Origin of the sequence: Halomonas sp. (genome assembly GCF_029263665.1) — a bacterium.
In the GTDB taxonomy this organism is placed as follows: Bacteria; Pseudomonadota; Gammaproteobacteria; order Pseudomonadales; family Halomonadaceae; genus Halomonas.
Genome location: NZ_JAJUFQ010000001.1, coordinates 243,891 through 261,018 on the forward strand (window position 1 = coordinate 243,891; position 17,128 = coordinate 261,018).

Sequence of the window (17,128 nt, forward strand, 5' to 3'; positions counted from 1 at the left end):
GTCACTCCTGTTCCGCGTCGTTGGCCGGTTCGATGTCGTCGTCGGAATCACTCCATTGAGTGATACAAGCCCAGCTCAGAAAGGCACATAGGACTATCGAGCCTACAACGGCAATCAGCGCCCATAACGGCAACCCCAGCACAATGGGCTGTAGGGTTCCAGGCGGCCAGTACCAGGGAACAGAAATGGCAATGATGAGACCGATGACGATCCAGATCCAGGGCTTACGGACAGGCTCTCTATTCGGGGCATCGGAGACGCTGGCGTGTTTGCGTCGTGGAGACATATGTTGGGACATGGGTTGTGTTCTGCTTTTTTATTGGCAAGGGGGTTCGTTTTCCTGAAAGGAAATTTCGTTGCAACTCGTATTATTGGAATAATGGCTATAACAGCATGAGACAGTGGTTACGTGACCGCAATTCGACAATCAGGAACCTAGGCTTCGTGAATGACGAAGCCTGGAAAAGACATGTTGACATAAAAATACCCCTGGATTCGAAAGATCCCAGGGGCTCACCAGTGTTGATCGATGTCAGATCATGTATCGACTAACGTAGCAGCAACACGGGCGTTCCGGCCGAACGCAACACACTGGTTGTCGTGCTACCTACCAGCAATTGACGAATACGTGAATGCCCATAGGCCCCCATCACCAGCATATCGATGTCATGCTCCTGCTGATAGGCCCGCAAGGTCTCTTCCACTTCCCCTGCACGAATATCTCCTTCAGCGACATGCCCCGCATGGCGCAATGTCTCCAGAGCCCAGTCCAGTTGCGAACGGTTGTCGCCTGTATCGGCTCCGACCATGAGCACATGACAATCGATACCCTTGAACAGGGGGCTGGAAGCCAGCATTTCCACTCCCGTGCGGGTCGTCTTGCTGCCATCAAAGGCAATCATCACACGCTCGGGAGCCTTGAACACTGACGGTACCATCAGGATAGGCCGATGCATGCCACGTACTACGCGTTCCAGGTTGGAGCCAAGATGCTCACTATCCAGGCCAGCACTCTCGCCACGCTTGCCAATCACCAACAGGCGAATGTCTCCCTCCAGCTCAATCAAAGTCTCGACCAGAGTCCCATTACGCTGGCGGCTACAGGGCTCCTCGATGCCATCTTGCCGAGCCCGCTCTATCGCAGCCTTGAGCATCAGGCGGCCGTGCTCCTGCGCGACCTTGGCCCGGCGTTCATCGAGCTCGGCCAGTTCTTCCAGCAGATGCTCCCGGGAGCCCAGACCAATGGTACCGGATAGATCGGCTTCGGCAGTCTGGGGGTGATTGTCGACCACGTGCACAAAGGTCAAGGGCGTATCCAGCGCCTTGCTTGCCCAGGCAGCGTAATCACAGATGGCTTCAGAAAACTGCGAGCCATCGATAGCGGCCATTACTTGTTCTGTCATTGCATCATCCTGCAGCTGGCAATTGGCTGGTCTTCTTTTTATCTACATCCTGTTTACACCATCGACCAACATCACGTCACGGCCCTTGGCCTATTTTTCCCGCAACATGGCAAGGTCATGTTATCGCGCCAATGATGAGTAAAAAGTACTAGCGGAAAAATACTTTCAGAAAAGAACTTGAAGAAAGGTTGTAAGGATCAGGTGACCTTGGCGACCTAACCTAAACGTCACAGGAATGCGACATGCCCTCTTATGCCCAGACAGTGGCCACTCCCCATCCCGCACCTCCTCTGAATGCGTTGCACCAGAGCCTCGAACGCCAAGGTTGGCTCATACCGAAAAGCGCGCTCATCGCCATGGCAGATACCGGACTGGCTCACTGGCACGTACGTATCAGACGCCCCCGGGGAGATTGGGTGGCACGCATTCCCAAGCAGAGCCAGATGCAGCTCTCTGCCTATGACAACCTGTCCTACCAGTCGACATGCTTCGAGCGCGCTCAGGCCAGTGGCCATACCCCCCGATTGCATGGCGTGCTGCCCTGCGATGAACAACTTCCGAGAGGAGCTCTGCTGGTAGAAGCCATCGAAGGACGCCCAGCCAAGTTGCCTGACGACTTGCCGAGTCTGGCGCAAGCGCTGGCCAGCCTCCATCGCCTGCCCTTGCCACCGGAGAACAGGCGCACTCCCCTGCTGACGCCAGCCAATCCTTGGCATGAAATGCTCAAGGAGATACGCACCCAGGCAAGTCATCTGGATGCAGCCCAGTTGAATAGCACCAGCCATGACCAGATTCACCGAGCTCTGGAAAACCTGCCCAAGGCCATCAACCTGTCGACCATAGGCCTGATCAGTTTCGATGCCCATCCCGGAAATTTCCTCATCGAACGCAGTGGTCGTGCGGTGCTGGTCGACCTTGAAAAGTGCCGTTATTCCCTACCAGGTTTCGACTTGGCCCATCTCAGTCTGTATACCTCCACCACCTGGGACATCAACACCCAAGCTGTGCTGACCCGTGCGCAGGTCGTTTCGCTGTATCAGCACTGGCAGTCATGTATGCAAGAACACCGTAAACTTTTTCCGTGGCAGGAGCTGATGGCCTGCCGCCGGGCCATGTGGTTATGGTCATTGACCTGGTGCGCCAAATGGCGTGCAACGAATTCACAGCAAGTGGATAGCGAACATCGTGGAGAAGATTGGTCGAATCACCTCAGTGATGATGCCCTTGTCACTCATGTGCGCGAGCGCGTCGAGCATTATCTGTCATCGCCTGTTATCGAACACGTCGCCCGTGAACTCGATGCTCTCGATCAACACGCGCCTTCCTCAGATCACATTCAATAACATCATTGACCCAAGGAAAGCCTGATGTCATATCCCTCACAGCACTTCTCCCGACAGAAGTTCTCGCCATTGCGTCTCCTTGGTCTCGTCTCGGCACTGGCGTTGGCAACGCTGTTCAGCGCAGCCCTGTCCAGCACGGCCCTATCCAGCACGACAATGGCACCCAGCGATGAGCTGCAAGACTGGGCCGCCATCGAGAACGCTGCCCATGGCCAGACCGTGTACTGGAATGCCTGGGGAGGAGATACCAATGTCAATGCCTACATCAGTTGGGTCGGGGCTCAGCTCAAGAGTGCGTATGACATCGATCTGGTGCACGTCAAACTGGACGATACTGCAGCTGCCGTATCGCGGGTCGTGGCAGAGAAAGCCGCAGGTAACGATGAACAGGGCGCTATCGACCTGATCTGGATCAACGGCGAGAACTTCGCCGCGATGAAGAAGAACGATCTACTGTTCGGCCCCATGGCAGAGCGCTTGCCCAATTTCGCGCTGACATCTCCCGACACTCATACGGAGATGACAACCGACTTCACGGTAGCAACAGAGGGCTATGAATCGCCCTGGGGCAAGGCCCAGCTTACCTTCTACTACGACGCCGACAAGGTTGATTCGCCACCACGCAGCATGACCGAGTTGCTGGATTGGACCCGGCAACACCCGGGGCGCTTCACCTACCCATTGGTCCCGGATTTCCTCGGCTCGACGTTTCTCAAGCAGGCCCTGATCGCGCTGACCGAGGACCCGGAGGTACTTGCCCACCCTGCCAGTGAAGCCGATGCGGACACCGTACTTGCACCCTTGTGGGATTATCTGGACCAGTTGCACCCTTATCTGTGGCGCAAGGGGCGCCACTTCCCCGCCTCAGGTCCCAAGCTCAAGAGCCTGATGGGAGATGGAGAAGTATGGCTGGCCTTTACCTTCAACCCGGCAGAACCGGCTGCAGCGGTGTCCAGTTACCAGTTGCCCCCCTCCACACGCAGCTATGTGCTCGATGGAGGCAGCATCGGCAATGTCCATTTTGTCGCCATCCCCTTCAATGCCAGCCACAAGGCCGGTGCCATGGTCACGGCCAACTTCCTGCTGTCACCCGAGGCCCAGGCGTACAAGCAGCGTCTCGATGTCTGGGGCGACCCTACCGTGCTGGATCTGGAAGTATTGAGCGAATCCCAGAAGCAGGCTCTCACCCCTGCGGATGACCAGGCTGCCCGCCTGCCCACACAAGCCCTGAGCCAGACGCTTCCGGAACCTCATCCGAGCTGGATGGAAGCGGCGGAGGCTGGCTGGCTCAAGCATTATGGCCAACGCTGATCACCTCCCGGACAGTCAGGTGACGGTTCGTCCATCCACCTACGCCCGACTGCTGGTGCTGGCCCCCCTGGCCACGGCCACTCTGTTGATCGTCCCGATACTGGTGGGGCTGGCCGGAGCTGCCGGGCCAGCATTCGGCTGGTTGCCAGTGTTGGGGGGCAAAACCCTGAGCCTGGATCCCTGGCGCGCACTCTGGGACACCCCCGGGCTGGGCTCAATGATCCGCTTGAGCCTGGTCACGGGCATCGCCAGCACTGCACTCGCTCTGACCATCGTGGTGCTGTTTCTCGGTGCCTTTGCCGATAGCCGGGCCTTCATCTGGTTAAGACGGCTGTTGTCGCCGCTGCTTGCCGTTCCCCATGCCGCAGCGGCCATCGGTCTGGCCTTCCTGCTTGCCCCTTCGGGGCTGGCCATGCGCTTGGTTTCTCCCGGCCTGAGCGGTTTTCACTCACCGCCGGACTATCTGTTTCCCGGTGATGGCTGGGGGATCGCGCTGATCGCAGGGCTGGTGATCAAGGAAGTGCCTTTCCTGCTGCTGATGAGTCTTGCCGCGCTGTCCCAATGCCAGGCCGAGCAACGTACCCACCTTGCCCGTTCCCTGGGCTATGCCCCGACCACCGCCTTTCTCAAGGCAGTTCTTCCGACGCTCTATCCGTTGATCCGTCTTCCCGTCTATGCCGTGATTGCCTTCGCTTCCGCCAATGTCGATGTCGCCATGATTCTCGGCCCTTCAACACCTCCGCCGCTAGCGGTAAGCGTGGTGCACTGGTTGAATGATCCAGACCTGTCCAAGCGTTTCATGGCCTCCGCCGCCGCTCTGACTCAACTTGGCATCACACTGCTTGCCCTGGCAGGCTGGTGGCTGATGGAGTGCCTTGTTGCCTGCCTTGGTCGGCGTTGGCTGACCGATGGTCGACGTCATACGGCACATCGCCTAGGCCAATGGCTTGGCGGTGGCTCAGCATGGATCAGCGTCACCCTGCTCGGAGCCAGCCTGATCGCTCTGATACTGTGGTCGCTGGCTACCTGGTGGCCTTTTCCTGTGCTCTGGCCAACCCCCTTGAGTCTGGCCAACTGGCAACGTGCACTCGACGGCCTATGGCCTGCTACTCTCACCACACTGGCACTGGCGCTCAGCTCCACCCTGCTTTCCAGCTTGCTGGTGGTGGGTTGCCTGGAACATGAAACCGTCAATCGACGCACAATGGGAACAGGTGCCAGCCTGGTTCTCTACCTGCCACTGCTGGTGCCTCCTGTTGCCTTTCTCTTCGGTCTGGTACAACTGCAGGCTCAACTGCAGGCACGCTTCGCACTCTCCCCCGGGTTCTTTTCCGCTGCCCTGGGACATTGCCTGTTCGTGTTGCCCTATGTGTTCCTGTCCCTGGCCGAAAGCTACCGGCGTCTGGACCCACGCTGGTCGCAGCTTTCTGCTGCTTTGGGCCGCTCCCCGGCCTATACCTTCGTGCGCGTGCGCCTGCCCATGTTGCTGGCGCCTATCGCTGTCGCCATGGCGGTAGGGTTGGCTGTCAGCATTGGCCAATACCTGCCAACCCTGTTGCTGAGCGCTGGACGCCTGACCACCCTGACCACCGAAGCCATCACCCTGGCATCGGGAGGGGACCGACGCCTGACCGCTGTCTATGCTCTTGCCCAATTGCTGCTGCCAGCCTTGGGCTTTGCCATCGCGCTATGGCTACCGCGCTTGCTTCACCACCGCCGCCGTGCGCGGCGGAACTGATTAACGAATGCCCATCACTCCAACTACGCCAACATCCTCTAAAGTTAGAATCATCAACTTGATATGCGCCCCTATATGCCGCCAGATTCATCAAGCTCCTTCAGCGACTCACTAGTGTTCGACAACGTTGCTATCGACCTCGACGGCCACCGCCTGATCACCTTGAATGCCCGGATCGCTCCCGGCGAGATCGTCAGCGTCATGGGCCCCTCCGGCGTCGGTAAATCAACCCTGTTGGCCTATGCGGCAGGTTTCCTCGCCCCTGCCTTTCGAGCCACCGGCCATGTATATCTGGGCCAACGTGAGCTGACTGGCTTGCCCGCCCAGCAACGCCACCTTGGCCTGTTGTTCCAGGATCCGCTGCTGTTCCCTCATCTCAATGTGGGGGGCAACCTGGCCTTTGGCATGCCAGCCTCGATCAAGCGCTCCGAGCGTCGTCGGCGGATTGAGTCGGCCTTGGCGGATATCGGTCTGGCCGGATTCGCCAAGCGTGACCCGGCCACCCTGTCCGGTGGCCAGAAAGCCCGGGTGGCCCTGATGCGGGTGCTGCTTTCTCAACCCCATGCCATGCTGTTGGACGAGCCTTTTTCCAAGCTCGATGCTGCACTACGCCATGACATGCGCCAACTGGTCTTCGAGCGTATTCGCGCCCGTGGGTTACCCGCCCTGATGGTGACGCATGATCATGCGGATGCCGAAGCAACAGGAGATGCCGTGATCGAACTGCTCCCCGCCAGGGAGTCTGAGCATGACGGGATGCTAAGTTCTCCTTCCAACGCGCAATCATCGGCTCCAGGACTGCAGCATGCAAAGCGTTGAGCATCACGACTTCCATTTATCGATCATCATCATTGCCTTGAATGAAGCGGATATCATTGAGGCACAATTGGCAGCGCTAGCCCCCTTTCGCACGCAGGGAGCAGAACTGATCGTGGTCGATGGCGGTAGCCAGGATGCGACGGTTACCCTGGCCATACCGCTGGCAGACCAGGTGCTGATCTCTGCCCCCGGTCGGGCACGGCAAATGAACCATGGTGCTCAGGCAGCCCGCTCCATGAATCTCCTGTTCCTGCATGCCGATACTCGACTGCCAGCGAATGCCACGGAAGCCGTCTCCGGGGCACTCATCAATAATATGTGGGGACGCTTCAATGTCAGCATCCAGGGCCGTTCGCCTCTATTTGGCATCATCGCCCACGCCATGAACCTGCGCTCCCGACTGACCGGCATTGCCACCGGAGATCAGGCTATCTTCATGACTTTCCAAGCCTTTAACGAAGTCGGTGGCTTTCCAGACCAGCCTTTGATGGAAGATGTGGAAATCTCTCGCAGATTGAAACGCCTGTCGCCTCCCACCTGCCTCAAGCAGCGTGTGATCACCGACGGAAGACGTTGGGAAAAACATGGGGTGTTAGCAACGATATGGTTGATGTGGCAACTCAGGTGGCGCTACTGGCGTGGTGCATCCCCCCAACAACTAGCCGAGTACTATCGTCATGTCCGCTGATCATGCCCTTTCGGCATCCCCTGCCTCTCAAGAGAATTTTCCCCTGGCCATCATGGCCAAGGCACCACTTCCAGGAAAAGCCAAGACCCGCATGATCCCGGCACTTGGAGCAGAAGGCGCAGCTCGCCTGCAAGCCAGGCTGATTGAGTTGACCCTGGCCACCGCACTGGAAACCACGTCCGCTGCCAACGTTACCCTGTGGACAGCACTGGATCACCAGCACCCACTGTTTCTTTCCTTGGCCGACACTTATGGCATCACACTGCGCGTCCAACCTTCCGGAGATCTTGGAGCCCGCATGCACCATGCACTGCAGTGCATGGAGAAACCGGGCCTGCTTATTGGCACCGACTGCCCTGCTCTTTGTAGGAATATTCTGATTCTTTGTTTCCAGCAATTAAATCATGCAGATAGTGTCTTCCTTCCCGCCATGGACGGCGGCTATGCTCTAGTGGGAGTTCGCCGAACAGACCCCGAACTATTCTCTGGCATATCCTGGGGTACCTCTCAGGTCATGGCACAAACCCGGGACCGGCTGGCAAGACTCGGATGGTCGTTGTCCTGCCCTGCACAAGTCCGAGACCTCGATACTCCCGAAGACCTGATGCACCTCACGAACAAGGAACTCAACTCCCTGGAGATCTCGTTGTGACCGTTGATACCTCCGACACCATGGAAGACCGTCATGCCAAGCTCGCTGCCGTGCGACCACGGCTGCTATCTTTCGCCCGCCTTCACCTGCGCGATCATGCCGCCGCCGAGGATGCCGTCCAGGAAGCCTTGATTTCCGCCATCGAAAAAAACGACAGTTTCTCTGGACGTTCCGGTTACGAAACCTGGGTATTCGGCATTCTCAAATACAAGCTGCTCGACCAGATGCGTCAACAGAAACGCATGGGAAGATGGGAGCCCTTCAGCGACGAAACCAATGATGAAGCGATTGATCGCATGTTTCTCCAGGATGGTCACTGGCATGAAGCTTCCAGGCCCCAAGCCTGGGGTGACCCCGACCAGGCTTTTGAAAACGAGCATTTCTGGCAAGTCTTCGACGCCTGCATGCTGGCACTGCCCGACAACGTTGCGCGGGTGTTTTCCCTACGCGAATTGATGGGGCTGTCCACTGAAGAGATCTGTAAGGAAGTCGGCATCAAGGAAACTAATGCTTGGGTGATATTGCATCGTGCCCGCTTGAAACTACGCGCCTGCATAGAGAAAGGCTGGCTGGAGGAAACTGCATGAGCATGAAGGACTGCAAAACGGCCACCAAGCTGCTGTCGAAACAGCTTGACACTCCTTTAACCTCCCGCGAGCGCCTGACTCTGCGCTTTCATTTGCTGTTATGCGGGGCCTGCCGTCGCTGTGAAAAGCAGTTCCAACTGCTTCACCGTGCTGGCGAGCACTTCGATCAAGCACCCTCCAAGAACGATCCGTCCGACACATCCTAGACAACAATCACTTCGGAGACATCGCCATGCCGGCCATTCCATCTGTCATTTCCCGCATGTTTCTTTTTCCAGTGCTTTTATCGGTTAACGGGGTCGCCCTTGCTGCTGATATTCATATAAGCCCCGAAGACATGATGGCTTGGCCAGAAAAGTCCTTTTCAGGATCAAGCGACTACCGCCTGACACAACATGACGGTATGACAGTGCTAATGGCACAAGCCAACCGCCAGGCATCAGCCAAGTATCTAGAGCGTAAGATTGACCTGCGAGAGACCCCCTACCTGCGCTGGTGCTGGCAAATATCTGGTGTGCATTCAGGCTTGAATGAACAAAGCAAGAGTGGCGATGATTACCCGGCACGGGTGTATGTCGCCCGCAAGACTGGGGTGCTGCCCTGGCAGGTGGAATCGGTCAACTACGTGTGGTCATCGAACCAGCCCATCAATACCAGTTGGCCCAATGCCTTTACCGACAGGGCCGTGTTGCTGGCCTTGCAAAGCGGAAATGAACAGGTCGGACAATGGGTAGGGGAAGTCCGTAACATCGCGGCCGACTATCAGCGCTTGTTCGGTGCAAAGCCCACTCAGATCGATGGACTCGCACTGATGAGTGACGGCGACAATGCCAGCGTCAATGCCACCGCCTGGTTCAGCAAGATGGAACTCACCAGCGACGCCAATCCGCCACAGTGCCCATAGTGATTGCAGCCGCGCCCCTTCAGGCCAGTTGGTCTGCCAGGTCGTCGAGTCCTGTCACCGTCATGTCCGGCTCAATCCCCCAGGGATCGAAGGGCGCCTCCAGACTGCGCCGCACCCATGCGGCATGCAACCCCGCATGCCGCGCACCGATGACATCAAAGGCATTGCTGGAAATCAGCCAGGTATCCCCTGGTGCCACTTCGAGCCGACTTCTCAGGTAGGCATAGACCGCCGGATCCGGCTTGAAGCGCTTGACCTCCTCGACACTGATCACATCATCGAAACGCTCGAGCACTCCGGCATGCTGCAAGAGTCCTTCCACCGCCTTGCGGCTGCCATTGGAAAAGGCCACGCAGGTCAGTCCAGCCTCGTGAAAACGCTCCAGTGCCGTCGATACTTCCTCGAAAGCTGGCAAACTGTCATAGGCCATCATCAGATGGTCCTTGTCACCTTCGGATAGCCCTGTCTGCAGGACACGATCAGTGAACTCCAGCGCAGCCTGGGTGCACTCGGAAAAATCCGCCCAGGCCCCCATCACGCTGCGCCGAAAGCTATATTCCAGCTGCTTGTCACGCCAGCGGCGGGAAAACTCCTGGGCCTGGGCGGCCCTGTCGTCGCCCGTCAACCGATTCTCGAGTTCTGTCACCACACCGTGGGTGTCGATCAGCGTCCCATACACGTCGAAAGCCAATACCGTCGCCATGGTTGATTCCTTTTAACCGCCCGTCATGAATCGCGAACCATAAATCACACCATAGTCACAGCATGGATCAGACGCGCAGCCACATCCAAGTTTATGCCGCGTTTCCTCTACAACAGGATCAGCGACAACATATACACCAGCACCATCGCCGTCACACCCTGCACCAGGGTTGCCATGGTCTGAGCACGATAGGCCAGTCCCACGCTCATGCGGCTGAACTGCGACACCACCCAGAAGAAACTATCGTTGGCATGAGACACTGTCATCGCACCTGCGCCGATGGCCATCACGGCCAGCACGCGGCCCATTTCTGAGTTCAGCCCCAGGTCTCCCAGCATGGGAGCCACCAACGCTGAAGTGGTGACCAGTGCCACCGTCGAAGAACCTTGGGCACTCTTGAGTGCCGCCGATACGATGAACGGCATGAAGATGCCCACGCCCAGCGCCGACAGCGTTTCTCCCAGATAGTCTCCCAGTGGCGTGGCCTTGAGCACAGCACCAAAGGCACCACCGGCACCGGTGATCAGCAGAATCGGTGCTGCAGCGACGATGCCATCGCCAATACGCTGGCTGAACTGCTCGACCTTGTTGCCCCCCTTGAGCAGCAAGGACGACAGCAGCAGACCTATGACCAGAGCTGTGAGCGGCTGTCCTAGAAAACTGAGCAATGCCGCCAGATCTCCCTCGCCCAACGGCGCCGCTGGCAAGCGCACGATGGAGCCGATGCAGATCAGCAGGATGGGGACAAAAATCGGGGCAAAGGCCATGGCCGGGCTAGGCAATTGACCATAGGATGCTTTGAGCGCTTCCCAGTCCTGATGGTGCGCATCATCTTCCAGTGCTGGGTTTTCCACATCAGGTTGGGTATGAGAAAACAACCCGGCCCACAACAGCCCGGCCAGTGCGGCAGTCGCTGCGACTACCACACCGACACCGATAACCAGTCCGAGGTTGGATTCAAGCCCAAGATTCCCCGCTGCCGCAATCGGGCCGGGAGTTGGCGGTACAAACGTGTGGGTTGCATAAAGCCCCGTAGCCAACGCCACGCTCATGGCAATCGGAGATGTTTCGAGCTTCTTGGCCAGAGATTCCTTGAGCGAATTGAGAATGACGAAGCCGGAATCACAGAACACCGGTATGGAAACGATATAGCCGATGATCGACATGGTCAGATTGGGAAAGCGATCTCCCAGCTTGGCAATGACCACATCGGCCATGGTGATGGCCGCTCCACTCTTCTCCAGAATCACCCCGATGATGGTGCCCAGCACGATGACCAGACCGATATAGCCGAGAATGCCACCAAACCCCGAGGTGATGGTGTCGGCAATGGTATCCAGCGGCAGCCGATAGGCAAAGGCAGCAATGAAGGCCGCAGCCAGCAGGGCAAGAAAAGGATGAACCTTGAACTTGCTGGTGGCCAGGACGATGAATACGATCACCGCCAGCAATATCAGAATCAGACTCATGTGGGCTCCGTTGGTGTTATCACTATATTTGGGAAGCGCTGAATAAATAGACGAGCAGGATGAAGAGCAAGGCGCACGGAGCACAGAAGGCGAGACATAACATGGGGTTAGGCGAGTCTTCGAGCACCGCGCAACGCAGCTGTTCGCCTGCGTAGGCATTTATACAGTGTTTCCTTTGGCAGGAGCCAATCACACTTGAGCTGGCAACGCCTCCATGCACATTGCTCCCGAGCGGAGTATGCCCAACCCTTTGTTGGCAAGCGCTGTGCTGACGAATAGAGAATAGCCAAATTCAGGCATTAGAATTTGTGCATGTTGACAAAAGCGCGTTTCAAGCATTTATTGACGAGCAGTCACTCTTCCCTCACCCGTGAAGTTCGTACAAGGCCCACAGCGACTGAGTCTATGGGGAGATTGGGGCGGCTGGCGCACCACCAACGCTCAGAGAGCAATTTTGAAACATCCTGCACTTGACTCGAAGGGTATTACCGAGAGTGGTGGTTATGGCCCTGTGTTCTTCACGCACTGGCATTTATGCCGTGTGTCTCTCATTCTAGGGTCTGTACGAAAAGTCGGCGAACGATGGTCAGGCAAGGCGGAATTGATCGAAATAGCGGAGTTTACGGGGTGTAAATGAGCATTTTGCGATCAAGTCCAACACAGCATGAGCAAGTGCAGGCACTTTTCGTACAGAACCTAGTAGCCTTCTCCAGACATCCTTGCCATGTCCCAGTAGCGTAGTTCTCTTCTTCTGAAGACATCCCTGATCATATATGACCGATGCTGGAAGATGAGTTCCAGCTGTTTTCTTGACAACTGCATGATCATTTCCGGGAAGCACCCATCAAACCAGATATTGAAGTCATCAGTATTCATGAGCCTTTTGTGCTGAAGTATCAATCTCTTTACCACATCTGCTTCATACCCCCATTCAAATGATAAAATTCGATATAGAGAGTAATCTCTATAGATATACAGACCTTGCAAGTAACCTTCCGGACACCCCAATATATGCTTCTTGATGACAAATGATTCATCACTACTACTGAGGCTTATAGGAAGTAGGTGCTTGAATGAAATCATTTTCTTTCTCCTGTTTCAGGTAGCCATCGTCACCCTGTCCCATTTCAATGGATCAGCCCTGAATATTGTATTCCCTTTGACTCTTCATCCAGCGTCAGAATCAGCCCCAGGTATCTCGTCTTGATATATGCCAAGGGACGAGACAAGTTATTTCCTTCATTTCGCATTCACTTGATGATACCAAGACAATGCATGCCTTATTCGATAAGCCCATGAATATATTAAAAAACAAAAATCACACCTTCTCCTTTTCACACCTCTCTCTACTTACGGATTCCTGACAGGTCTTGCAAAGAGCATCGTGGATATAGGAGATATAGGCTACGCGTCATGATTAATATTATTTACTATATTCTAAATAGCACACTTTTTCAGAGAAATTACAAAATCTTGAGAAACGGAAAACCATTCCACCCAATAAATACTGAATGTGCACAATAGCAATCTTTTTTTAATACTCTATCATGATAAGGCTATATAGTAGAAAGGAGCAGAGTGCCATTATATGGCACTATGTTTATCCCTCGCCCCCGGACACCTGTAGCTGTATTCCCAGATACAGCTCCACTAGTCCAGTAAAGTGATGGGGGGAAATTCCCGTGATGTCATGAATGCGATTCAGGCGATAACGCAGTGTATTGCGATGCACATGCAGCGCTTGAGCGCATTGGGTCAGGCTGCCTTGGTGGAGATAAAGTGCATGCAGGGTCTTGAGTAACTTTCCTGAAGTATCCTGCTTACGTAATGCTTCGATGGCCTTCTTCAACTGAGCCCCTTGCCATTTGTCCGCCAAGGGGGCCAGCAATACAGGCAGACGAAGCTCATCGAATAGATATTTGCTCGATTCAGGGTTCTGCAGCTTGCCTGTCTGCATCACCTGACAAGCGCTCTCGAAGGAAAGCGGCAACAGGGCAGGATCAGGAAAGAATTGTCCCAGGGCAACCTTGACCTGACCAATTCCCCGGTCTTCCAGACGTTCCATCAGTACATCGATACGCTGGCTCTCTCGCTCTCCCCAGGGTTGGCCACCTCTTGGTGCGCTGCAGGGTTTGAGCACTACCAGCTGGCGGGTCGAGACCATGGCCACCAGATTGTCGCGACTGGGAAACTCCAGCAGTTCAATCACCTGCTGCATGTCACTGAGATTGGACATGGGGCTCGCCTTGCCCAGTTCGATCAAGACCGCCACCCGCGGCTCATGAATATTGATACCCAGTCGCACCGCCCAACTCTGGAGCTGCTCTTCACTCAGCTCACGCTGGATCCAGGCCAGGATGAAGCCTTCCTTGTGACGTTTGTCCCACTGCAGCCGGTCCATGAACGCAGCCTGCTCCACCAGCATCTCGGCAGCCATCTTGACCAGTGCGACATACTGGCGAATCCTGGCCGGGTCTCCCGTGACACCGAGCACTCCCACGGTTTCAGCATGGCATTTCAGCAGTGCATTGATGCCAGGCTTCACCCCCTGCAGGGTCTTCTGGTCGTCAACCGTGATCACCACTTGCTGCTGGCGTTTCAGTGCCAACACCGCGCCATCATGCAGTTGCCCCAAGCGAGAGCGATCGCCACTGGCAATGATGACGCCACGGGTATCCATGACATTGATGTTGGCATCAAGGATACCTTGAGTCTTGTCAATGATCTGCTGAGCGAGTTCCGCATCCAGAAGCATAGGATTTACCATCGGCACAAGCGACACGATCACAGTTTATCGAGATACCCAAGCCCCAGATTGCTCATCTGACGGCGAATCCAGTTGGCATGGCCGGCAGTGGCCGGACCTGGGCTGGAAGCGCTGCGTTCAAGGGGGTTGGGGAGTACCGCAGCGAGGCGCGCAGCCTGATCGGCACTGAGCTGATCAGCATCGACCCCGAAATAATGGCGACTGGCAGCCTGAAGGCCGAAGACTCCACGGTCGAATTCGACAATATTGAGATAGACCTCGAGAATACGTTCTTTCGGCCACAGTAGTTCAATCAGCGTGGTGAACCAGGCCTCGAAACCCTTGCGAACCCAATCCCGGCCTGTCCACAGGAACAGGTTCTTGGCCGTTTGTTGACTGATGGTACTGGCACCACGCAGGGAACCGCCATTCATCCCTTTCTTGATAGCCCGACGTAATTCAACGAAGTCAAATCCATGGTGTTGGGGAAAGCGCTGATCTTCCGCGGCAATTACCGCCAGCTTGGCGTAATCGGAAAGCTCATCCCAAGGGCGCCAGCTCTGCTGTATGTCCAGTGGTTCACCCGAGAACCAAGAAGACACTTCACGTTCGAACATGACCATGGAGCCGAACACCGGCACTACGCGAAAGACCAGTACCAGCAGCACCGACCCCAGCACAAAAGCCAGTAGCCCACGCAACGCGATTCTAGAGACAGGACGCCACCAATCACTCATTCTTCGGCCCGACACAGACAAATTTCGCCCCAGTATATAGGCAAGTGCAGCATGAATGCCTGTATCAATGGAGAGCCTGGGCAGTTAATGCTTCACCTATTGATCAGAGCCAGCGCATGCGCCGGAAAACGACCAGCAAGGTGACGATCAAGGTACCCATGACACCCAGCAATACGAAGTATCCCCAGCGGTAATGAAGCTCGGGCATGTAGTCGAAGTTCATTCCGTACAGGCCTGCCAGGAAGCCAAGAGGAACGAAGATCGCGGTCAATAAGGTGAGCAGTCGCATGGTGTTGTTGAGCTCATGCGAGCTCAGGGATAGATAACCATCGACCAGATCGCCGGCCTGCTCATAATACATGGTGCACAGGCTCAGCAGCCGTTCGTACTTCTCGTAGGTATCGGTGAGTACGTGTTTATAGCGGCCCTTGCGGCCATGGAAGAACACCGCCTGTTCTTCGCGCAGCGTCTCGAATATTCGGCAGTGATAGTTGAAATCCCGACGCATCTTGCGCAGACGTGTGCGATACAGCGTCAGTTCACGCATGGTCGCGTCGCTGGGTTTTTCCTGCAGCAGGTCTTCCAGCGCCGCCATGCTAGGTTCGAATTCCGCCAGCAGGTCGATATAGCGCCGCGCCACCGAGGTCGATATCCCCAGCGCCAGCATGATACCACTCTGCTTCAAGACTTCTGACAGGCGGGGCGACTCGGACCAGCTATCCAGGCTCACCGATCTCTTGTCATGCCGGGTGACGAGAAAACGCTCACCGGCAAACATGGCCAGCTGCAGACAACCGAAGTCCAGTCCTCGGCTCTCTGCACCCAGCCCCTTCAACAGTATGAACAGGTGGTCATCGAACACTTCCAGCTTGGGAGGATGACTCTGCCTCCTGGCATCGGTCATCACCAGGTGGTGCAGGCCGAAAACCGCAGCAATACGATTTTCATCTTCTTCCGAGAGGCGGTACATATCCACCCAGATATGACTATCGCTCGAGGCTTGCCACTCCTCGAGCAACTCGAAACCGCCACGGACCTCGCTACCATCCCCACGCAACAGGAATACCTTCACCGCACTTCTCCCTCGTCGCGATCAACCGAATGGTGATCAACGCTGAAAGACTACCGTGCGATTGCCGTTGAGGAATACCCTGCGCTGCACATGAAGAGCGACAGCCCGAGCCAGGGTCAAGCATTCGATATCGCGCCCACGGGCCACCAGGTCTTCTGCTGTGTCCGCATGACTCACCGCTTCCACGCCCTGGGTGATGATCGGACCTTCATCCAGGTCATCGTTGATATAGTGCGCCGTAGCCCCTACCAGCTTGACGCCCTTCTCGAAGGCTTGATGATAAGGCCGGGCGCCCTTGAAGCCAGGCAACAGGGAGTGGTGGATGTTGATGGCTTTCCCCGACAGGCGCTCGCACATGTCGCTCGACAGCACCTGCATGTAGCGAGCCAGGATCACCAGTTCTGCACCACACTCCTCGATAATGTTCCACACCGCCTGTTCCTGCTCAGGCTTGGTGTCGGCAGTGATCGGCAGATGGTGATAGTCGAGACCATGCCACTCAGCCAGCGGTGCCAGATCCGGATGATTGGAAATCACCGCCTTGATGCTGATCGGCAACTGTCCTGTTCGATAACGATAGAGCAGGTCGTTGAGACAGTGATCAGCCTTCGACACCATGATCACCACCGGCACCAGACGCTCCGGAGGTGTCAGTTCGAATGTCATGTCGAAGCTGGATGCCCGATGGGTAAAGGCGGCCTCGAAGGCCGCCGCGTCAAACTCCCCCCCCTGATCAACATCCAGGGGGCGAAACTCAGTGCGAATGAAAAAGCGCTCGGACGCACTATCATCGAAAGACTGTTGCTCGGTGATGTAGCAGCCCTGTTCACGCAGGAAACGGGTTACCACATCCACGGTACCCAAGCGACTGGGACACTGGGCTGTCAGGATCCAGGTCCCTTCTCTCATTGCCCGGATCTCTTTCACTGCACTGGTCAGCGACATGGCTCTGCTCT

18 protein-coding genes are annotated in these 17,128 nt (G+C 56.2%); 9 read left to right on the top strand and 9 right to left on the bottom strand.

Annotated features, from left to right (window positions below):
* Position 1: 1 nt before the first annotated feature.
* Together Q1K07_RS01055 and Q1K07_RS01060 are read right to left on the bottom strand one after the other, a co-directional pair.
* Complete coding sequence (locus Q1K07_RS01055) at positions 2 to 298, bottom strand: hypothetical protein (protein ID WP_300306495.1); 297 nt, start codon at positions 296 to 298, stop codon at positions 2 to 4.
* 250 nt (positions 299 to 548) lie between these two features.
* On the bottom strand, positions 549 to 1,403 hold the full coding sequence (locus Q1K07_RS01060) for a universal stress protein (RefSeq protein ID WP_300306498.1): 855 nt from the start codon (positions 1,401 to 1,403) through the stop codon (positions 549 to 551).
* Between the two features lie 242 nt (positions 1,404 to 1,645).
* Between Q1K07_RS01060 and Q1K07_RS01065 the strand changes: the two genes are divergently transcribed.
* The 9 genes from Q1K07_RS01065 to Q1K07_RS01105 all read left to right on the top strand — a co-directional run bounded on the left by Q1K07_RS01065 (position 1,646) and on the right by Q1K07_RS01105 (position 9,445).
* Positions 1,646 to 2,746, top strand: a complete 1,101-nt coding sequence (locus Q1K07_RS01065; protein WP_300306501.1) for a phosphotransferase — start codon at positions 1,646 to 1,648, stop codon at positions 2,744 to 2,746.
* 24 nt (positions 2,747 to 2,770) lie between these two features.
* A complete protein-coding gene (locus Q1K07_RS01070; RefSeq protein WP_300306504.1) occupies positions 2,771 to 4,057 on the top strand; it encodes an ABC transporter substrate-binding protein in 1,287 nt (428 codons plus the stop codon).
* A 19-nt stretch (positions 4,058 to 4,076) separates the two neighbouring features.
* Positions 4,077 to 5,795 carry an ABC transporter permease gene (locus Q1K07_RS01075; protein ID WP_300306506.1) on the top strand — a complete coding sequence of 573 codons (1,719 nt, stop codon included), beginning with the start codon at positions 4,077 to 4,079 and terminating at the stop codon, positions 5,793 to 5,795.
* Between the two features lie 114 nt (positions 5,796 to 5,909).
* Positions 5,910 to 6,614, top strand: a complete 705-nt coding sequence (locus Q1K07_RS01080; RefSeq protein WP_300306509.1) for an ATP-binding cassette domain-containing protein — start codon at positions 5,910 to 5,912, stop codon at positions 6,612 to 6,614.
* On the top strand, positions 6,601 to 7,302 hold the full coding sequence (locus Q1K07_RS01085; protein ID WP_300306512.1) for a TIGR04283 family arsenosugar biosynthesis glycosyltransferase: 702 nt from the start codon (positions 6,601 to 6,603) through the stop codon (positions 7,300 to 7,302). The genes Q1K07_RS01080 and Q1K07_RS01085 overlap by 14 nt, the downstream gene beginning before the upstream one ends.
* Positions 7,292 to 7,954, top strand: a complete 663-nt coding sequence (locus tag Q1K07_RS01090; RefSeq protein ID WP_300306515.1) for a TIGR04282 family arsenosugar biosynthesis glycosyltransferase — start codon at positions 7,292 to 7,294, stop codon at positions 7,952 to 7,954. The genes Q1K07_RS01085 and Q1K07_RS01090 overlap by 11 nt, the downstream gene beginning before the upstream one ends.
* A complete protein-coding gene (locus Q1K07_RS01095; RefSeq protein WP_300306518.1) occupies positions 7,951 to 8,541 on the top strand; it encodes a sigma-70 family RNA polymerase sigma factor in 591 nt (196 codons plus the stop codon). The genes Q1K07_RS01090 and Q1K07_RS01095 overlap by 4 nt, the downstream gene beginning before the upstream one ends.
* Before the next feature lie 2 nt (positions 8,542 to 8,543).
* Entirely contained in the window at positions 8,544 to 8,747 is a 204-nt protein-coding gene (locus Q1K07_RS01100; RefSeq protein ID WP_300306521.1) for a zf-HC2 domain-containing protein, read from the top strand.
* 134 nt (positions 8,748 to 8,881) lie between these two features.
* Positions 8,882 to 9,445, top strand: a complete 564-nt coding sequence (locus Q1K07_RS01105) for a DUF3047 domain-containing protein (RefSeq protein WP_300306840.1) — start codon at positions 8,882 to 8,884, stop codon at positions 9,443 to 9,445.
* Positions 9,446 to 9,464: 19 nt separating this feature from the next.
* On the opposite strand, the gene Q1K07_RS01110 is transcribed toward Q1K07_RS01105, so the two are convergent.
* The 7 genes from Q1K07_RS01110 to purU form a co-directional block, all read right to left on the bottom strand.
* Positions 9,465 to 10,148 carry a haloacid dehalogenase type II gene (locus Q1K07_RS01110; protein WP_300306524.1) on the bottom strand — a complete coding sequence of 228 codons (684 nt, stop codon included), beginning with the start codon at positions 10,146 to 10,148 and terminating at the stop codon, positions 9,465 to 9,467.
* Between the two features lie 107 nt (positions 10,149 to 10,255).
* Positions 10,256 to 11,617: a GntP family permease gene (locus Q1K07_RS01115; protein ID WP_300306528.1), complete on the bottom strand. Its 1,362-nt coding sequence runs from the start codon at positions 11,615 to 11,617 to the stop codon at positions 10,256 to 10,258.
* Between the two features lie 696 nt (positions 11,618 to 12,313).
* Entirely contained in the window at positions 12,314 to 12,700 is a 387-nt protein-coding gene (locus tag Q1K07_RS01120) for a hypothetical protein (RefSeq protein ID WP_300306531.1), read from the bottom strand.
* A 517-nt stretch (positions 12,701 to 13,217) separates the two neighbouring features.
* Positions 13,218 to 14,372, bottom strand: a complete 1,155-nt coding sequence (locus Q1K07_RS01125) for a sugar diacid recognition domain-containing protein (protein WP_300306533.1) — start codon at positions 14,370 to 14,372, stop codon at positions 13,218 to 13,220.
* A gap of 29 nt (positions 14,373 to 14,401) precedes the next feature.
* Positions 14,402 to 15,100, bottom strand: a complete 699-nt coding sequence (mtgA, locus tag Q1K07_RS01130; protein WP_300306536.1) for a monofunctional biosynthetic peptidoglycan transglycosylase — start codon at positions 15,098 to 15,100, stop codon at positions 14,402 to 14,404.
* 103 nt (positions 15,101 to 15,203) lie between these two features.
* Complete coding sequence (locus Q1K07_RS01135; RefSeq protein ID WP_300306540.1) at positions 15,204 to 16,172, bottom strand: magnesium transporter CorA family protein; 969 nt, start codon at positions 16,170 to 16,172, stop codon at positions 15,204 to 15,206.
* 36 nt (positions 16,173 to 16,208) lie between these two features.
* Positions 16,209 to 17,081: a formyltetrahydrofolate deformylase gene (gene purU / locus Q1K07_RS01140; RefSeq protein ID WP_300306843.1), complete on the bottom strand. Its 873-nt coding sequence runs from the start codon at positions 17,079 to 17,081 to the stop codon at positions 16,209 to 16,211.
* Between the last annotated feature and the right edge of the window lie 47 nt (positions 17,082 to 17,128).